The organism is Alloprevotella sp. Lung230 (genome assembly GCF_014385435.1).
GTDB lineage: Bacteria > Bacteroidota > Bacteroidia > Bacteroidales > Bacteroidaceae > Alloprevotella.
On the sequence record NZ_JACSUD010000015.1, the window covers coordinates 23,294 to 41,323 of the forward strand.

At 52.5% G+C, this 18,030-nt stretch carries 8 protein-coding genes and 1 pseudogene; 2 read left to right on the plus strand and 7 right to left on the minus strand.

Going from position 1 to position 18,030, the window contains the following annotated elements:
• Positions 1–77 precede the first annotated feature (77 nt).
• From H8527_RS08065 to nadC, 7 genes and pseudogenes are all read right to left on the minus strand, one after another.
• On the minus strand, positions 78–1,262 hold the full coding sequence (locus H8527_RS08065; protein WP_187547206.1) for an AAA family ATPase: 1,185 nt from the start codon (positions 1,260–1,262) through the stop codon (positions 78–80).
• Positions 1,263–1,531: 269 nt separating this feature from the next.
• Positions 1,532–3,763 carry a ferrous iron transport protein B gene (gene feoB / locus H8527_RS08070; protein WP_187547208.1) on the minus strand — a complete coding sequence of 744 codons (2,232 nt, stop codon included), beginning with the start codon at positions 3,761–3,763 and terminating at the stop codon, positions 1,532–1,534.
• A gap of 1,157 nt (positions 3,764–4,920) precedes the next feature.
• Positions 4,921–7,644 carry a pyruvate, phosphate dikinase gene (gene ppdK / locus H8527_RS08075; protein WP_187547210.1) on the minus strand — a complete coding sequence of 908 codons (2,724 nt, stop codon included), beginning with the start codon at positions 7,642–7,644 and terminating at the stop codon, positions 4,921–4,923.
• Between the two features lie 256 nt (positions 7,645–7,900).
• Positions 7,901–9,922 (minus strand): bifunctional (p)ppGpp synthetase/guanosine-3',5'-bis(diphosphate) 3'-pyrophosphohydrolase, encoded by a 2,022-nt coding sequence (locus tag H8527_RS08080; RefSeq protein ID WP_187547212.1) that lies wholly within the window; start codon positions 9,920–9,922, stop codon positions 7,901–7,903.
• Between the two features lie 79 nt (positions 9,923–10,001).
• Entirely contained in the window at positions 10,002–11,654 is a 1,653-nt protein-coding gene (locus tag H8527_RS08085; RefSeq protein ID WP_187547214.1) for a dipeptidase, read from the minus strand.
• A gap of 71 nt (positions 11,655–11,725) precedes the next feature.
• Positions 11,726–12,298 (minus strand): annotated as a pseudogene (locus H8527_RS08090) (virulence RhuM family protein); the annotation flags it as partial.
• An 80-nt stretch (positions 12,299–12,378) separates the two neighbouring features.
• Entirely contained in the window at positions 12,379–13,233 is an 855-nt protein-coding gene (gene nadC / locus H8527_RS08095; RefSeq protein ID WP_187547218.1) for a carboxylating nicotinate-nucleotide diphosphorylase, read from the minus strand.
• Positions 13,234–14,307: 1,074 nt separating this feature from the next.
• On the opposite strand from nadC, the gene H8527_RS08100 reads away from it, so the two are divergent.
• On the plus strand, positions 14,308–15,822 hold the full coding sequence (locus H8527_RS08100; RefSeq protein WP_187547220.1) for an alpha-L-fucosidase: 1,515 nt from the start codon (positions 14,308–14,310) through the stop codon (positions 15,820–15,822).
• A gap of 16 nt (positions 15,823–15,838) precedes the next feature.
• Complete coding sequence (locus tag H8527_RS08105) at positions 15,839–17,983, plus strand: GEVED domain-containing protein (protein ID WP_187547222.1); 2,145 nt, start codon at positions 15,839–15,841, stop codon at positions 17,981–17,983.
• The last annotated feature ends 47 nt before the right edge of the window (positions 17,984–18,030 follow it).

The window sequence follows — 18,030 nt, forward strand, 5'->3', positions numbered from 1 at the left end:
AAAGGCGCAATCTGCACCTTTGAGGTCGTGTCTTTATTTCTTTGAGGAGCGTCTTTGAGAAGTCCCCTCTGCGGTGTTTAGTAGAGGAAACCGAAGAGCCAAAGTGGGATTTCGTTGTCGCCACGTCCCACTTCCGTGTTGTAGCGCGCGAGCACGGTGTAAGGGTCGCTCTTCACACGCTTCGAGCGGTCGCACACACAGATATCGGTGTTGCTGTTGATGCGATAGAGGGTGTCGCGTTTTCCGCGATTGACCGTGTGGTGACGCCAAAGGGAGTTGACGAAGAAAGTCTCCATGATCTGTTGCTCCGAAATCTCGGGCGAGTAGATGGAGTAGATGAGGTTGGGGTTGTGCAGAAGCACGGCTGCCGGTTTTTTGGGAAAGCTTTCTCCCTCCTTATAAATAAGGTTGACCAAACGTGCCTCTTCGAGGTATTTGAGATAGTTCATCACCGTGGCTCGCGAAGTGCCGATTTCCTCGGCCAAGCGGCTCACGTTGGGCGACGGAGAGTCGCTGACGGCGAGGAGGTAGAGGAGTTTCTTGATGCGCTCCAGATATTTGAGTTCAATCTGCTTGATGAAGAGGATGTCCACCTCAATCATCGTGTTCATGGCGCGCAAGAGGTTTTCGGTGAAATTCCGATTTTCGAGGAAGAAGGGATAGTAGCCGTGATGGAGATACTGCTGAAAATACTCCCAGGGGCGCACCTTGGGCAGAATACTTTTGAGGATGCCTTTGTGGTCTTCGAGCAGTTCTTTCAGCGTATAGGCTCGGAAGTTTTCGCCCGTCTGGAGATTGATGAACTCACGGAACGAGAAGCCGTGCAGCCAATACTGGCGTGCGATAGAGTTGAGCTCGGTGTGGTCGTTCTCTCCACCACGCACTGAAGTGGTCGAATAGACGATGCGAAGGTAAGGGAAGCGTTCATAGCATTCGATGAGCTGTTCTCTCCAATTGGGGAGCTTGAAGGCCTGGTCGATGAGGAGCACTTGTCCACCAGCTTTGATGAAATCGCCCGCAAAGTCCACCAACTTACGTCCCTGGAAGTAGAACGAGTTCATGTTCACATAGAGACATTGACGCAAGCGCGAGTCAAAATTCTCTTTGGCATAGGTGAGCAGAAAGGCAGTGCGTCCCACTCCTCTGGGACCACGAATACCAATCAGTCGATAGCTCCAATCGATGGTGTCCATCAGAGCTCTACGCACAGGGGCGCTGGTATGCTCAATGAGGTAGGCATGGGTTTGAAAAAAGGTCTCCATAACTAAAAGTGGGTGATAGGATTGAGAATTAGATTCGTGGACAATAGTGCATTCGGAAAACGCGATTCACCGGAGTTTACGAGTGCAAATGTACAACCTTTATTTCAGAAATGCAAACTAAATCTTACAAAAAGTTTGCAGAATGTGATTTTTTTTGTATTTAGCCCGTGCTTTTGCTCAACGAGAAAAGAAGATGGCGGTATTTTTTCAGAAAGAAAAGCATTTGGGGAGGTAAATCCTCGGTATTCAGTCGGCTGCGAACGCACTCGTCAGAGCGATGCGAGCGTAAAGGCAAGGAACGCCGCGACATAAGCCAAGGCCGTGGAATACAATCCGGCAAAGAGGGCGTAGCGCCAGCGACCACTCTCACCTTTGATCGCCACAATCGTGGCCAGACAGGGGATGTAGAGCAAGGCAAAGACCAAATAGGAGAGGCCCGAAGCGGGGGAAGTCGAAGCCCGCAAGGCGGTGGTGAGGGCAGTGTCGGCCGCCGCATCATCACCTGTGCCTGCGGCCGCTGCCGTGTCCTCATCAATATCGTAGAGCACACCGAGCGTAGACACCATCAGTTCTTTGGCCATAGCGCCTGAAAGCAACCCCACACCCATGCGCCAGTCAAAGCCCAGCGGTGCAATGACAGGACTGATGAAGTGGCCGGCACGACCCAAGTAGGATTGTTCCTGCTGCTCGGCGGGCGTCACCTCGCCTTCGGCACGCGGGAAGTAACCCAAGGTCCACACGGCAATCGAGGCCACCAGGATGAGCCCTGCCATCTTGCGCAGATATTGACGTCCCTTTTCCCAAGTATGGGTCATCACGCTTGAAGCGACAGGGCGGCGATAGGGGGGTATCTCCATCACGAAGTGGTTTTCTTCGCGGCGGTGATAGCCGCGACTGATGAGCCAGGCCGATGCAAAAGCGGTGAGGATACCACCGAAATAGAGTGCAAACATGACCCATGTGGCATAGCGCGGGAAGAAAGCGGCCGTGAAAATCGTGTAGACCGGCAGGCGTGCCGAGCAAGACATGAAGGGCAGTGTGATCATCGTGATGAGACGACTCTTTCGGCTCTCGATGGTGCGGGTGGCCATCACCGCCGGCACATTGCACCCAAAACCGGTGAGCATCGGGAAGAACGATTTGCCATGCAGACCGACCCGCTGCAACAGAGGGTCGAACAGGAGCGCGGCACGTGCCAAGTAGCCACTGTCCTCTAAAATGGAGATAAAGAAATAGAGGATGAGGATATTGGGCAGGAACACGATGACGGACCCAACGCCGCCGATGACGCCGGACGTGATCAGGTCACGCCACCAAGTGTCGGGCAGATAGCGGGCCACTTGCTCGCCCACCCACGCCACACCGGCATCCATCCAGTCCATCGGATATTGACCGAGGGTGAACGTGGCATAGAACACCAGCCAGATGATGGCGAAAAAGGCCAAAAATGAGAGCCAACTACCGGCCAACCATCGGTCGACCCGTGCGGTGAGGCGCACGGCACGCCCTTCGTTGAGGTGGTAGATGTCCGACAGATAGTGGTGAACCAGCGCGTGAGGGTCGGCCGTGCTGTGGGGGTCGGTCGTGCGCTGATGGCGCGTGTGGCACACCTCATCGCTCTCCGCCGCTGCATGACACTCATCGGCCAGACGCACTGCCTGCCGGATAGCCTCATCGACCCCGCGCCGACGGCTCGCCACACAAGGCACAAAGGGCATCCCCATGTGGCCCTCCAAGCGCTCAATGTCGAGCGTCGAACCGCTCTCTTCAAATTCGTCGTACATGTTGAGCACTCCCACCATCGGCACCCCCATGTCGCGCAGTTGGAGGGTGAGCAGCAGGTTACGCTCCAGATTGTTGACATCGAGCACATTGAGCACGACATCGATTTCTCCCTTGCGGAGTTCGCTCATCACGTAGGCTTCTTCGGGCGAATAGGCGTGGAGACTGTAAGTGCCGGGAAGGTCGACAAATCGCAGGGTGCGCCCCTCAAAGGTGGTCTCTCCCACCACGCTCGCCACCGTGACGCCGGCATAGTTGCCCGTGCGTTCGTGACCGCCGGAAGCGGCATTAAACACGGTGGTTTTTCCACAGTTAGGATTGCCCACAAGGGCGATGGTCAGGGTGCCATCTCCCTTCGGACCTAACTTTTTGCGCGGTCCGCATCCGGGGCATCCCCCGCAGTTGTCGCCCTCGGGCGCTACAGCTTCCGCTGTCGGTGGGGCAGCAACGTTGGATTTTGCCACCCGCTGTTCGTCGGCATAGTTTTCAATCGGTCGTTCGGTACTGATGGCGATGTGGTCGGCTTCGGCCTTGCGCAGCGCCACACGTTGCCCCAGCATGGAGAAGACGATGGGTGTCCCCATGGGCGAAGCATAAAGGCGGGTCACCTCCTGTCCCGGCACAAATCCCAGTTCTTCAAGTCGCAGACGAAAGGAGGGGCTGCCTTCGGGCGTCACCACAAAACCAGTTTCATTATTCTTTAAGTCGGATAGTTTCATTCTGAAGAAGTAAATAGATAGTTGGCAAATTTACGCATTTCTTCAGAGACGGGAAATACCCACATTTGGTGATACGACCCTTCTTCCTGCACAAAACCACCGCCCAAATATCATCACTTTTAGTGAAAAGGTCATATACTAACCCACTTCTCTTCGTTGAATTCGGACAGACATTCAAGATAAGCAGCATTCATTTTGAAAACCTACTTAACTACGAATCATTTTAATCACCGACTTAAAGGAAATATCTCACAGACAGACTGCCGCATCGCGATGCGAATTGTGTGGTTGCCGCAACTTCATACAAACATCAGGTTCAACAAGGCTTATTCACGCGCGCGTATACCCTACAATAGCACGCACTTTTTGCCTTCACTCCTTCACCGAGGTCATTAAAGTGCAAGATTACAAGCATTTATGGGTGAAGGCAATGGATAGTTTTTTCCTTCACCTGCCTTCACCCGAGGGAGCGATAGGCAAGCGGAAGCAGCAAGAACCCGATTTCGCAAGCTACTAAAATTCAAGGATTTACCAGCGAGGTGAAGGCAGTGAAGGCAAAAAGAGGGGACTATTGTAGTGTGACGCGCGCGAGGAGGGGAACAGAGGAGAGGGAGGAGCTCATCTCCCAAGGTTAAGAGGTCTGCTCCAAAGACGGAGATTTTTTGTCTCAAAAGAGAAACGAAATATAGGTTGGTATCTTCTCCACGCCTGCCGGCCTTGCGGAGCAAAAAACTCAGAGGTAGTTTTTTCCAGCTGGGAGATAGAAAAAATTAGCTCTGAGGTAGTGAAAGCCAGTATCTGGATAAATGAGTGAAGTTTCTCCCACTGTGAGACCTCAAAGTGTTAAATTCGTGTTAAACTTCAAGTGGAGTGGCTTTTTTGAGCGGTGAGATGTCTATATATTCAAGGGGGACGATACGAAAAGAGGGTGGAGAGTTCCGGCCATCGGGTGCATCTAATTTCGCCACCTTCAGAGCAGGAGAAATTGCGCATGGCACGCCTCTCGCCATCGGAATTTACACCATTTTATTGGACTACATCGTAGATGGGCCGATTTTGCATATTCTGCATTGCGCTGATCGTAATAAAACGAGTTAGGCGGCAAGCCTCTATCAGAGACTTACCGCCTGACTCGTTAGTAGAGAGGGCTTAACGCCTTATTCCTCGACCGCTGCCTGCGCAGCAGCGAGGCGGGCGATGGGCACGCGGAAGGGCGAGCAGCTCACGTAGTTGAGACCAATCTTGTGGCAGAACTTCACGGAGGAGGGTTCACCACCGTGTTCGCCGCAAATACCGCATTTGAGTTCGGGACGAACGGAGCGTCCTTTCTCAACGGCCATCTTGACGAGCTGACCTACACCATTTTGGTCGAGTACTTGGAAAGGATCCACCTTGAGGATTTTCTTCTCGAGATATACGGGGAGGAAGCTGGCGATGTCATCGCGCGAATAACCGAAGGTCATCTGCGTGAGGTCGTTCGTGCCGAAGGAGAAATATTCCGCACGAGTGGCGATGCGGTTGGCCGTAAGGGCTGCGCGGGGGATTTCAATCATCGTGCCGACTTTGAAGGGTACTTCCACGCCTTCTTCGGCAAAGAGCTTGGCAGCCGTGTCGCGGATGACCTTCTCTTGCGCCTCAAACTCATAGAGAATACCGGTGAGGGGCACCATAATCTCGGGTTGCGGGTTCAGGCCTTCGCGCTTCAACTCGATAGCTGCACCGAGGATGGCGCGAGTTTGCATGGCGGTGATTTCGGGATAGGTGTTGCCCAAGCGGCAGCCACGGTGTCCGAGCATGGGGTTGGCCTCCACAAGGCTCTGTACGCGCTGACGGATGTATTCGGGCGTCACGTTCATGGCTTTGGCCATCTCTTCTTGTCCTGCCTTGTCGTGAGGAACGAACTCGTGGAGAGGGGGATCGAGCAGACGAACGTTGACGGGCAGACCGTCCATGGCACGGAAGATGCCGAGGAAGTCGGCCTTCTGATAGGGGAGAATCTTGTTGAGTGCGTTTTCGCGACCTTCTGCTGTCTCGCTGAGAATCATCTCGCGCATAGCCACAATCTTCTCGGCTTCAAAGAACATGTGCTCCGTGCGGCAAAGGCCGATGCCCGTTGCCCCGAAATCTTTGGCCACCTTGGCGTCTTGAGGAGTGTCGGCGTTGGTACGGACGTTGAGGCGGGTGTATTTTGCACAGAGTTCCATGAGTTTGGCAAAGTCGCCACTAAGTTCGGCCGCCTCGGTGAGGATTTCGCCGGCGTAGACGCAACCCGTAGTACCATTGAGCGAGATGAAATCGCCTTCTTTCAGCACCGTTCCATCGATGGTGAGTGTGCGCGCTTTGTAGTCGATAACGATAGCACCGGCACCGGAAACGCAGCACTTACCCATACCGCGTGCCACAACAGCAGCGTGCGAGGTCATACCACCACGTGCGGTGAGGATACCTTCGGCAGCCACCATGCCGGCGAGGTCTTCGGGAGTGGTCTCAATGCGCACCATAATCACCTTCTTGCCATCAGCATGCCACTTTTCGGCATCGTCGGCGTGGAAGACAATCTGACCGCAAGCCGCACCGGGAGAGGCAGGCAGACCGCGGGTTACTTCTTTGGCAGTGGCCAATGCCTTCTTGTTGAAAACGGGGTGGAGGAGTTCGTCGAGCTTGTTGGGCTCGCAGCGCTTGATGGCCGTCTTTTCGTCAATCATGCCTTCGCTGAGGAGGTCCATAGCGATTTTGACCATTGCCGTACCGGTGCGCTTACCATTGCGAGTTTGGAGGAACCAAAGTTTGCCTTCCTGCACGGTGAACTCCATGTCCTGCATGTCGTGGTAGTGCTGTTCAAGCTTGTGTTGCAGCGCGTTGAGTTCGGCATAAATTTCGGGCATTGCCTCCTCCATCGAGGGATATTTGGCGACACGTTCGGATTCTTCAATGCCGGCACGTTCTGCCCAGCGTTGTGAACCGATTTTGGTGATCTGTTGAGGCGTGCGGATACCGGCCACCACGTCTTCACCTTGTGCGTTAACGAGATATTCACCGTTGAAAAGGTTTTCACCATTGCCGGCATCACGGCTGAAGCAAACACCGGTGGCAGAAGTTTCGCCCATGTTGCCGAACACCATAGCTTGCACGTTCACCGCGGTACCCCATTCGTCGGGAATGCTTTCCATCTTGCGGTAGAGGATGGCGCGGTCGTTCATCCAGGAGCGGAACACTGCACACACAGCCCCCCAAAGTTGCTCTTTGGGATTGGTGGGGAAGTCGTGCCCCGTTTGTTCTTTGATAGCCTTCTTGAAGCGCTCCACAAGCCCCTTGAGGTCTTCGACCGTAAGTTCCTGATCGAGCTTCACCCCGCGGGCTTCTTTCACTTCTTCGATGATGGCCTCGAAGGGATCGATATCTTCCTTGTTTTCGGGCTTCATCCCAAGCACTACATCGCCATACATCTGCACGAAGCGGCGGTAAGAGTCGTAAACGAAATGAGGATTGTTGGTCTTTTCAACCAAACCTTTGGCCACCTCATCGTTCAAACCGAGGTTGAGGATGGTGTCCATCATGCCGGGCATCGAGGCACGAGCACCCGAGCGTACGGAGACGAGGAGCGGATTTTTGGGATCGCCAAATTTGCTGCTCATGGCTTCTTCGGTCTTGGCGATGGCGGCATTGACCTCTGCCTCCAATTCGGCAATGATGCCCTCCTGGCCGATGCGGTAGTAGTCGTTGCAGGTGTCGGTGGTGATGGTGAAACCCGGAGGTACAGGTACCCCGATCTTATTCATCTCAGCGAGGTTGGCACCTTTTCCGCCGAGGAGTTCTCTCATTGTAGCATCTCCTTCGGCCTGTCCATTACCGAAGGTGTAAACTCTTTTTACTTTTTCCATTTGACTTATGATGTTTTTTAGTGTATTATTTTACTACTGCAAATATAATTAAAGTTAGAAACATGGCAAAATCTTTTGAAGGTTTTGTCATGTAAACATTGAAAAATAGTACATTCTTTACGCATTTCCCACTTCTTGCAAACGAATTGTAGATGAGAAGCTCCCCCAAAAGTAGAAGAACAGTGCTCAGTTTGTCTTTTCCTGTCCTTTCTTCTGAGAGAGGGAGTGCGCAAAGATCATGCTCTAACGACAGAGTTTATCGACTCACCGCCTTCACACCCTTCACGGTGCGGAGTTTTTTGAGCAGCGTACTGAGTTGCGTGAGGTCATTGACCAGCACGGTGAGTGTGCCGTAGAAAAGGCCGTCGTTGCTCTCGATGGCGATGTTGCGGAGCATGATGTGCTCTTCTTTCGAGATGATAGAGGTAATGTTGTTGATGATGCCGAGGTCGTCTTGTCCCACGACATGAAGCGTGATGGGATAATTGCTGCTGCCTTTTCCTGCCCATCGTGCCTGAACAATACGGTAGGGAAAGCGGTTGCGCATTTGGTGGGCATTGGGACAGGTGGCGCGGTGGATTTTAATGCCGCCCGAAACGCTCACAAAGCCAAACACTTCATCGCCATAGACCGGATTGCAGCAGTGAGCCATTTGAAAATCAAGGCCTTTGAGGTTGCGGTCAATCACCAGCACATCGTCCATATCGGCGTGGCGAGTGTCGGCACGTTCTTGAAAATGAAATTCTTCCGCACTGCGGATTTCAGCACGCTCGCCAACACCGGCTTCACGTTTTTGAAATTCGACATAGAGATCGAGAATGTTATTGAAGTCGGCTTTGTCTTCGACGATGGTCGAATAAAAATCGGCCGCCTCCTTAAATCCCAACTTTTTGATGACTTGGTTCAGTGCGCTTTCATCCCAATCCAATTTGCGGTTTTTGAGTTTGCGCTCCAGTATCTCACGCCCCATCGTGCTGTCACGGCTTTGAATTTCGCGCAACGCTTGGCGGATTTTGGAGCGGGCATGTCCCGACACCGCGATATTGAGCCATTCGGGACGCGGCTGCTGGTTGTTGGAAGTTTGCACTTCCACCTTTTGACCGCTTTGCAGCACCTGCCTCATCGGTACATTCTTTCCATTGACGATACCTCCCACACAGCGGTTGCCCACTTTGGAGTGGATGAGGTAGGCAAAGTCGAGAAGGGTGCTTCCCACGGGGAGTTTGAAGAGATCGCCTTTGGGGGTAAACACATAGACCGAACTTTCTTTCAGACCGGCAGAGGCCTGTTCGTCCACCTGTGGGTCGCGTCCGGCTTCAAGGGCGGTCCGAATGCCTGCAAGCCAGTTGTCCACACCGCCCTCACTGCTTTTCACACCTTTGTAACGCCAGTGCGCCGCCAACCCATGTTCGGCCACTTCGTCCATACGCTCTGTGCGAATCTGCACCTCCACCCATTTGTTTTCAGGGCCGAGCACCGTGACGTGCAAACTCTCATAACCGTTAGACTTGGGCACAGTCACCCAATCCCTCAAGCGCTTGAGATTACTCTCGTATTGGTTGGTGATGAGCGAAAACACCTTCCAGCATTCCGCCACCTCTTTCGATGGTTTGGAGTCGAGAATGATGCGGATGGCAAAAAGGTCATAGACGCCTTCAAAGCCGCAGCGTTGCTTTTTCATCTTCTGCCAAATGGAGTGAATGCTCTTCGTGCGTCCCTTCATGTGGTATTTCAGCCCCGCTTCAACCAGCATTTGATGAATGGGCGCGAGGAAGTTTTCGATGTAGGCATCGCGGCTCTTCTTCGTCGCATTGAGGGCTTCTTTGATGGCATAATAAGCATCGTGCTCCAAGTATTTGAGTGACAAATCTTCGAGTTCCGATTTGAGTTTGTAGAGCCCGAGCTTGTGCGCTAATGGAGCATAGATGTGTGCAGCCTCAAGCGAAAGTCGCCGTTGGGCTTCGAGCGCAGTTGTACCTTTGACCCGACGCATCAACACCACACAATGGGCAATGAGCATCAGCACCACACGCATATCGGCCGCTTGCGAAACCAGCAGGTTGCGGAAATTGTCGGTTTTGAGCATTTCCTCGTTCATCGCTTCGAGTTCGTACACGCGCTGAAATGCTTCAATGTCTTGTGGGGTAGGTGTCCAATCTTTCAAACCGATTTCTTCTTCGGCGAGGGCGATGGCAGCTTGTGCAATTTCTGTGGCATCAAAACCAAAGGCGGCAATGAGCGCGCCGTCCGTAAAGTCGGGTATAGTAGTTGGCTGCATAGGGATAGCGTGTTAAAGGCGATGGGAAAGCAGAAAGGTGATTCAATGTTGCAGAATCACCTTTCCGTAAGATTGTAATTTATTTTTTGGCCGGCATCAAGAAGCGGTCGCCCGTTTCTTTGATGAGTTTCTCACGATATTCTTCGGGATAGCCGGGGCGCTCTGTCGGAACGCAGATGCTGTCGGGAGTGAGTTTCCACTCTTCATCTTCCGTTTCGACCTTAATCACCTGGTCGTTGTATTTGATGATGAGGTATTCACCCAGTTGTTTCCAGACGTTCATCATGTGGCCGGCGTAGAATTTCGTCTGATCGGTCAGATAAGCCACACCGTTGGCAGGATTTGCTTTTAAACGCTCCTGTCCCAGTTCATCACTGGTGCGGAGGGTCTTGATATAGAATTCTTGAACTTGATCGCGCCACTTTTTCAGAGTTGGGAACATCTGCTTATAGCGGGGATAAACCATGTTCGACACCCAGTTTTGCATCCAGAAGGCCGATTTCCAAGTGAATGTGTGGTCGTTGCCGGTGCTGTCGGCATAGCATTCCGGCACCTCTGTGGCACTGCAGTACACCGGTGTGAAAGCAATCATGTTGGGATCATCATTGCCAAACCAAAGTACGCCGCCCACTTCGCGTGGTAGCCATGAGCGGAGTTGGGCAATCACCACATAACTGGCCTGCTGAGTGGAGATGGGGCGCTCGTTGAAGTACTTTTTACCTTTATGTTCCCACATCAGCGGCGAAGGCTGATAGGGTGCGCCGTAAACGCCACCGGCCAAGGTGCTGTGAAATTCAAAAGGCGTGCCTTCATAGTGGTCGCGCATGGCTTCCATCACATCTTCCAAACTCAACAGATGTTTGGGCTTGAAGTAGAGAGGCATCTCTTCGCTTTGACCGATGTGATAACCGTCCACATAGGGTACGTATTTGTCCATTCCTTCCACAAAGTGATTGAAGAAACTCCAAGCACGCGCATCACAGAAGCGCTGACTGCCGAAGTCGGCGGGGGAGTAGGCTGCGGAGAAAGAGAAATCGGCATCTTTACCGGTGAAGTAGCCTTTTTCGCGTGCAAACTTAATCACATCTTTGGCATACATCACGTTCTGCTTGTCTTTGAGGTCAAACTTGTGAATGCGACTTTGATTGGCGTGTGCCGCGATGCAGTCGTCGGGAATGCGCACAGCCACCCAGACAGCTCCTTTTTGGGCATCGCCTTTACCGATCATTTCCATAATCCAAATTTCATTGGGATCGGCAATGGAGAAAGATTCCCCTTCTGAGGAGTAACCATACTTGGCCACGAGGTCGGTCATCACCTTGATGGCTTCACGTGCGGTCTTGGCACGTTGCAAACCGAGGGACATCAACGAAACGTAGTCGATACCGCCTTCCTTTTGCTTAGGCCACAACTCTTCGCGTCCTCCGAAAGTGGTTTCAGTGATGGCCACTTGATATTCGTTGATGTTGCCCATCACGTTGTAAGTAACGGGGGCTTCCGGAATTTCGCCGAGGTAGTGATGCGTGTCGCCATCGACGATGCGACGCATCGTTCCGGGGGCGTGGGTTCCGGCAGGATAGTGTACCAAACGTCCATACATGCCCCAAGAGTCAGCGCTGTAAGAAATGAAGCATTCGCCGTTTTTTGAAGCTTTTTTGCCGACCAAAAAGTTGGTGCAGGCCGAAGCGGTTATGGCTACAAAGGTCGCCAAAAGAAGCAGTATTTTTTTCATATCAAGATTTGTTTTGGATAAGTAGATGTTGTGAGGGTTAGTTGGCTTGGTTGATGAGGTTGACGATGACTTTGACCGATGACCAAGCGCTGATAGTCGTAATCATCGAGGGTGTCGAGCGCATAAGTGTAGTCAATCACCACATCGAAGAGGGCGCGGCTTTCATCGGTCGTAGGGAGAGGAGGCTGTCCAAGTGTGCGCCCGACCACTTGCACCAACTGCCGAAGTTCGGCAATCTGCTGTTTGCGAATGTTCTGATGCACCACATAGCCTTTGAGGAGATACTGTTTCAGCACCTTGGTGGCCCAGCGCCTAAACTCTACACCACGTTTACTCTTCACCCGATATCCCACAGAGATAATCATGTCCAGATTGTAGTGCTCTACTTCTCTCGTGATTAAACGTTTACCTTCCGTTTGAACTGTCGCAAATTTTGCGACAGTTGAGTTGTCATCGTCTAATTCTTCTTTTAAGGCGTTCGCAATGTGCTTGCCGATTGTCTTTACATCTCTGTCGAACAATTCGGCAAGTTGCTGACGATTCAACCACACCATTTCGCCGCCCAGCTTTACATCCAGCTGAGTGCTTCCATCTTCGCTTTGATAAATGACAATATCATTCTCCAAGTTCACACTTGCTGTCATGGCTTAATCTATTGAGAAAAGGTGAGAAAAGATGGATGGTCGCTCTCCTTGCGAGGGGGAGTTCTTTCTTCTCTTTGCGTCTATGCATCCACCGCCTTAAAACTCATGTCAAGTCCCTTGACGGAGTGAGTGAGCGCACCGACCGAGATGAAGTCGACACCGCATTCGGCATAGTCGCGGAGGGTGTCGTAGGTGATGCCACCGGACGATTCCGTTTCAAAACGGTGATCAATCAAAGCCACCGCCTTTCGGGTGTCTTCGACCGAGAAATTGTCGAGCATGATGCGGTGAGCGCCACCGTGTTCCATCACTTGGCGGATGTCGTCGAAGGTGCGGCATTCAATCTCGATTTTCAAATCCAGCCCCTTTTCTTTGAGGTAGGCTGCACAGCGGTCGAGCGTTTTGGGGATGCCGCCACAGAAATCGATATGGTTGTCTTTGAGGAGAATCATATCAAACAAGCCGATGCGGTGATTGGTGCCGCCGCCAATCTTCACCGCCTCTTTTTCCAACATACGCATGCCAGGTGTGGTTTTGCGGGTGTCGAGCACGCGGGTGCCGGTGCCTTCGAGTCGTTTCACGTAGCGTTGCGTCATAGTGGCAATACCGCTCATGCGCTGCATGATGTTGAGCATCAATCGCTCTGTTTGAAGAAGGCTTTGCGTCTTTCCGCTCACCACGAAAGCCACATCACCGGGCTTAACGTGCGCACCATCTTCAAGGAAAACTTCCATCTGAAGCGTAGGGTCGAATTTGCGGAACACTTCGCGGGCAATGCGCACACCGGCCAAGATGCCCTCTTCTTTGATGAGTAAACGGCTTTTGCCTTCGGCTTCGGCCGGGATGCAGCAAAGTGTGGTATGGTCGCCATCACCGATATCTTCGGAAAAGGCGAGTTCTATAAGTTGGTCATTAAGTTCTTCTACAGTGTACATGTGCTTTGAATTGATAGATTGGCACAAAGATAGTGCTTTATTTTTGAAAAATGAAGTTTTCGGCCAAGTTTTTCTCCCTTCTGACTTTGTTGCACTTCGATTTTGAAAGAACATCATTTTGAAAGGGCGCTATCATATCCATCAATTCTGAACATCTACTTTAGCGATGATGATTTTTTGAGTACCTATTATTATACTCACGCGCGCATACCTTACAATAGCACATGTTTTTCTCCTTCACTCCTTCACCGAGCCCTTTAATACACACGATTACAAGTATTTATGGGTGAAGGAAATGGACTATATTTTCCTTCACCAGCCTTCACCCGAGGGTGCGAGAGGCAGCCGAAAGCGACAAGAACTCAATTTTCCAAGTTGCTAAAATTCAAGGATTTACCAGTGAAGTGAAGGCAGTGAAGGCAAAAAGAAGGGACTATTGTAGTGTGACGCGCGCGAGAAGGGGAACAGAGAAGAGGGAAGAGGGAGGAGTTCATCTCCCAAGATGGAGAGGTCTGATCCAAATACGGAGAAATTTGTCTCAAAAGGAAAACAAAATCCAGATTGGTATCTTCCCCACGCCTGCCGGCCTTGCGGAGTAAAAAAACTCAGAGGTAGTTTTTTCCAGCTGGGAGATAGAAAAAATTAGCTCTGAGGTAGTGAGAACCAGTACCTCATTCAATGGACAAGATTTTCCAAGCGGTGATGCGTCAAAGTGTTAAAGTCGTGTTAAACTCCAATGGGAGTGGCGTTTCTGAGCGACGAGATGTCTATATATTCAAGAGGGTGAGCAGAAAAAGAGGAGGGTAAACTCTCGGTCATCGGGTACGCCCGGCTTTGCCACCTTCAGAGCAGCGCGAATTCCGAATAGTTATACCTTCTTTCTTCAAAAGAGGCGGCATAGTATACAAAAAACAGGTTTTGCTTGGTCGAGATTGAAAAAGTTTGTATTTTCGCGAGCAAGAACCAGCGCTCTGTCACATAGAGTTGCCGTTCTGTTTTCATTTGTCACAAATTCTGTGCAAATTTTTCTACAGAAACTCAATCTTCAATCTTAATCTTTTCCCCTATTCATCCATGAGAACCTCTTTCCGACTTGCATTGCTTTGCCTTTGGGCAACTCCGATTGCGTTGTGCAGTCAAGGATTTCAGCTCAAAAATGAGGTACTGCCTAATCCCGACAACGAACCCGCTCCTGTGCATCCCGTGCCGCACCCTCGCCAACTGAAATGGCAGGAAACCGAGTTTTATGCTTTCTTTCACTACGGCATGAACACCTACACCAACAAGGAGTGGGGCTATGGCGATGAGAGCGAAAATCTCTTTGCGCCCACAGCAGCGCCCAATCCCCGGCAATGGCTCGAAGCCGCCAAAGCTGCCGGCATGCGGGGCGGCATCGCCGTGGTGAAGCACCACGATGGTTTCTGCCTGTGGCCCACGGAAACGACCACTCACAACTGCACAAAGTCCAACAATAAGTTTGCCAAAGAGACCAACATTCCTCGCGATTTTGCCGCTGCAGCGCGCGATTTGAATATGAAATATGGTTTCTACATCTCACCTTGGGATCGCAACTCTGCCCTCTACGGCACGGATCGCTACGTCAAGGAAGTGTTCCTGCGTCAGGCAGCCGAATTGGCACAATATGGCAGCGACCAGTTTGAAATGTGGTTCGACGGTGCCAATGGCGGCGATGGCTACTACGGCGGGAAGAACACGAAAATCAGCACCGACCGCGCCATCTACTACGACACGCCCAACCTGCGCGACACCATCCACAAGGTAGCCCCCGACTGTGTGCTGTGGGGCGAAGGCGGCGAAGCGCGCTGGATCGGCAACGAAGCCGGATGGGCCGGACAGACCAACTGGGCCACCGAAAACCGCGGCTATGCCAGTGAAAACAACGGTATGTACGGCACCGAAAACGGCTGGTTCTGGTTGCCGGGCGAGTCGGATGCCAAAGCCACCAACAAAGGTTGGTTCTGGCACGAAGGCGAAAGTCCGCTTTCGGCCGAACGCCTCTTCCAGATGTATCTCGAAACGGTGGGCCGCAACGCCACGCTCATCCTCAACATTCCGCCCAACAAGGCCGGTATTCTTCCCCCGGCTTCAGTCAAAGCACTGAAGGACATGGGACAGCTCATCACCAATCGTCTCAGCCACGACTTTGCCAAGACGGCCACCGTAGAGGCCAGCGAGGTGCGTAATGCGGGACTGAATCGTAACTATGCGGCCACCAACCTTACCGATGGTAATAAAGAAACTTATTGGGCTACCAACGATGGCACAAAATCGGCCACCCTCACCTTCACCTGGGACACGCCTCAGCCTGTGCGCTACGTGGAGTTGATGGAATACGTCGCCAAAGGACAACGTGTAAGGGATTTCAAGATTGAAACCAGTGCAGATGGCAACAACTGGACCGAACAGGCCACAGGAATTGAAACGACTACAATTGGTTACAAACGTATCGTTCCGCTCGTAGGGCCAACTTCAGAAAGCTACAAAGCACCTATTCAGGCGAAAGCAGTACGCGTCACTATTGTTGATGCCAAATCCTGTCCTCTTCTCAATCGTATAGCCATCTACTAATTCATTCTGTCTCATCATGAATTTCAAACATATCTTTGCCATCGCTGCAAGTGCACTTCCCCTTGCCGTTGGCGCACAAACCATCGATTTCGAAACCACCACGTGGAAACAGTTGGGGGTTTACGACACTTGGGAAGCCTCGCCTTTCCGCAAAGGGCAACTCTCGGGTCATGTGGCCGTCATCGACAACCCGACCAAAAGCCAGCTCAACCCCTTGACCGGCGAACCCATCAACCCCTCTGAGAAGGTGCTGGCCGTGCAGCGCTCCCGCTTTGGGTCGAACACGTTTGGCGCACGCATCGACTTGGCAACGCCTTTTGATCTCCCCAGCAAAGACACCTATCTCCACGTTTGGGTCAACCGCCCTAAGACGGGCCGTGTGATGGTGGTCGGTCTGGGCAAACGCACCGACCGCCTCGGGCAAAGCGCAGAAACCGAGCAGTTTTGGGGTATGACCACCACCCAGGTGGAAGCCGGTGAGTGGACGGAAGCCGTAGTGACTTTCAAGGGCAATCCCGGCATCAAAATTTACAGCCTCGTCATTGTGCCCGACTGCGAAAGCCCACACGAACTCACGAGCGATTTTGTGGCCTACATCGACAACATCAGCATCAACGAAAGTGCGCGTCCCTCACTGGTGAAGGGCTACTACCCCATTGCCTACGACAAGCAGCAGAAGCAGACGCGCACCGACCGCCGGCTCTCCGCTGTCGGACTGGCCCAAGGCGACCAACAGCAGACCTACTCAATCCTCGACACGCACCTCCTCTATACCAACGAGACGAGCAAGACGTTCACCGCCAAAGCAGGCGAAACCCTCACTCCTAAATTCTCCTACGTCGGCTCATGGATGAACGGCTACGTCTATCTGGACCGCAACAACGATGGTGCTTTCTCGGCCGATGCCACGGACGGCAAGATTGCCGAAGGATCGGACTTGATGGCCTTCTCCCACTATCAGAAGTTCGACTCGAATGGGCAGGACGCCAATGGCAGCAAAATCAATCCTCCCGCCTTTGTCGTGCCGGCCGATTTGCAGAACGGATACTACCGCATGCGCTTCAAAGTGGACTGGGACAACATCGACCCCGCGGGCAACACCAGCTCCGACAACTCCATTTTGAAAAACGGTGGCAGCTTTGTCGACATCCGTCTCAACGTGCACGGCGACATGGTCAGCGTGAACGATGCCAACCGCAACGGCGAAGTGCTCTCGGCCGATGGGAAGAAGCTCGTCAAACTCCAAGCGCCTTTCGGTCAAGACTTCAAAATCAAGATGAACCCCGAAAAGGGCTTTGAATATGCCGGCATCATCGTCAAGCATGGTTACAACCTGAGCGGCGACAGCATCGTGAAGGACAACGTGCAGTGGGAGCGCATCCGCTTCCCGCGTCGTTTGTTCAACGAGAACGACCACACTTTTGTCATCCCCGGCCAATACATGGACGGAGATGTCGAAATCGAAGGTCTCTTCATCGAACAAGGCACCTACGTGCCTGAACCCGAACCGGCCGCTCGCTACAAGACGACCCGCATCGTGGAAGGCAAGTTTAAGGCCGGCACAACGTGGTACACCCTCCAAATCGGTCAGCAAGGCTACGTCATCTCCAGCAACGGTCAGCAGTCCATTCCGCTCAACAACACGACTCCCAACATCGACGACCCCAAGCAATTGTGGTGCTTCGTGGGCAACGATGCCGAAGGATTTCGCCTCTACAACATGGGGACGGGCGTAGCCAGAGTGCTGGCCGCCCCGACCACCATGTCGGCCAAAGACGGCGGCAGCAGTTTCCCGACCATGCAGCCGGCTTCCAAAATTCCTGCCGGCTACACCGAGGTGTGGAACTTTTCCGACAGCAACGACTTGGGCACCGGCACACAGTATGCCTACCTCTACGAGCAAGGATTGCCCACGCACAAAGTGAACAACCGCGACAACAAACTCGCCTTCTGGAGTGGCGGACAAGATGCCGGCTCTACCCTGCTCATCACCGAAGCCAAGGTGACGGACAATCCCATCGCGGCCATCCTTTCCCTCAAGACAGCCAACGCCTCCCACACTTACGACCTCAACGGACGCCGCACTGCCGACACGACACACGGCCTCTACATCCTGAACGGACGGAAAGTCTGGGGAAAGCAAGTAGGTGTTCAGAACTAATTGATGTTAGATTTGTTTCCATTTTCCGTCAGATTGTCTTTGTGAAG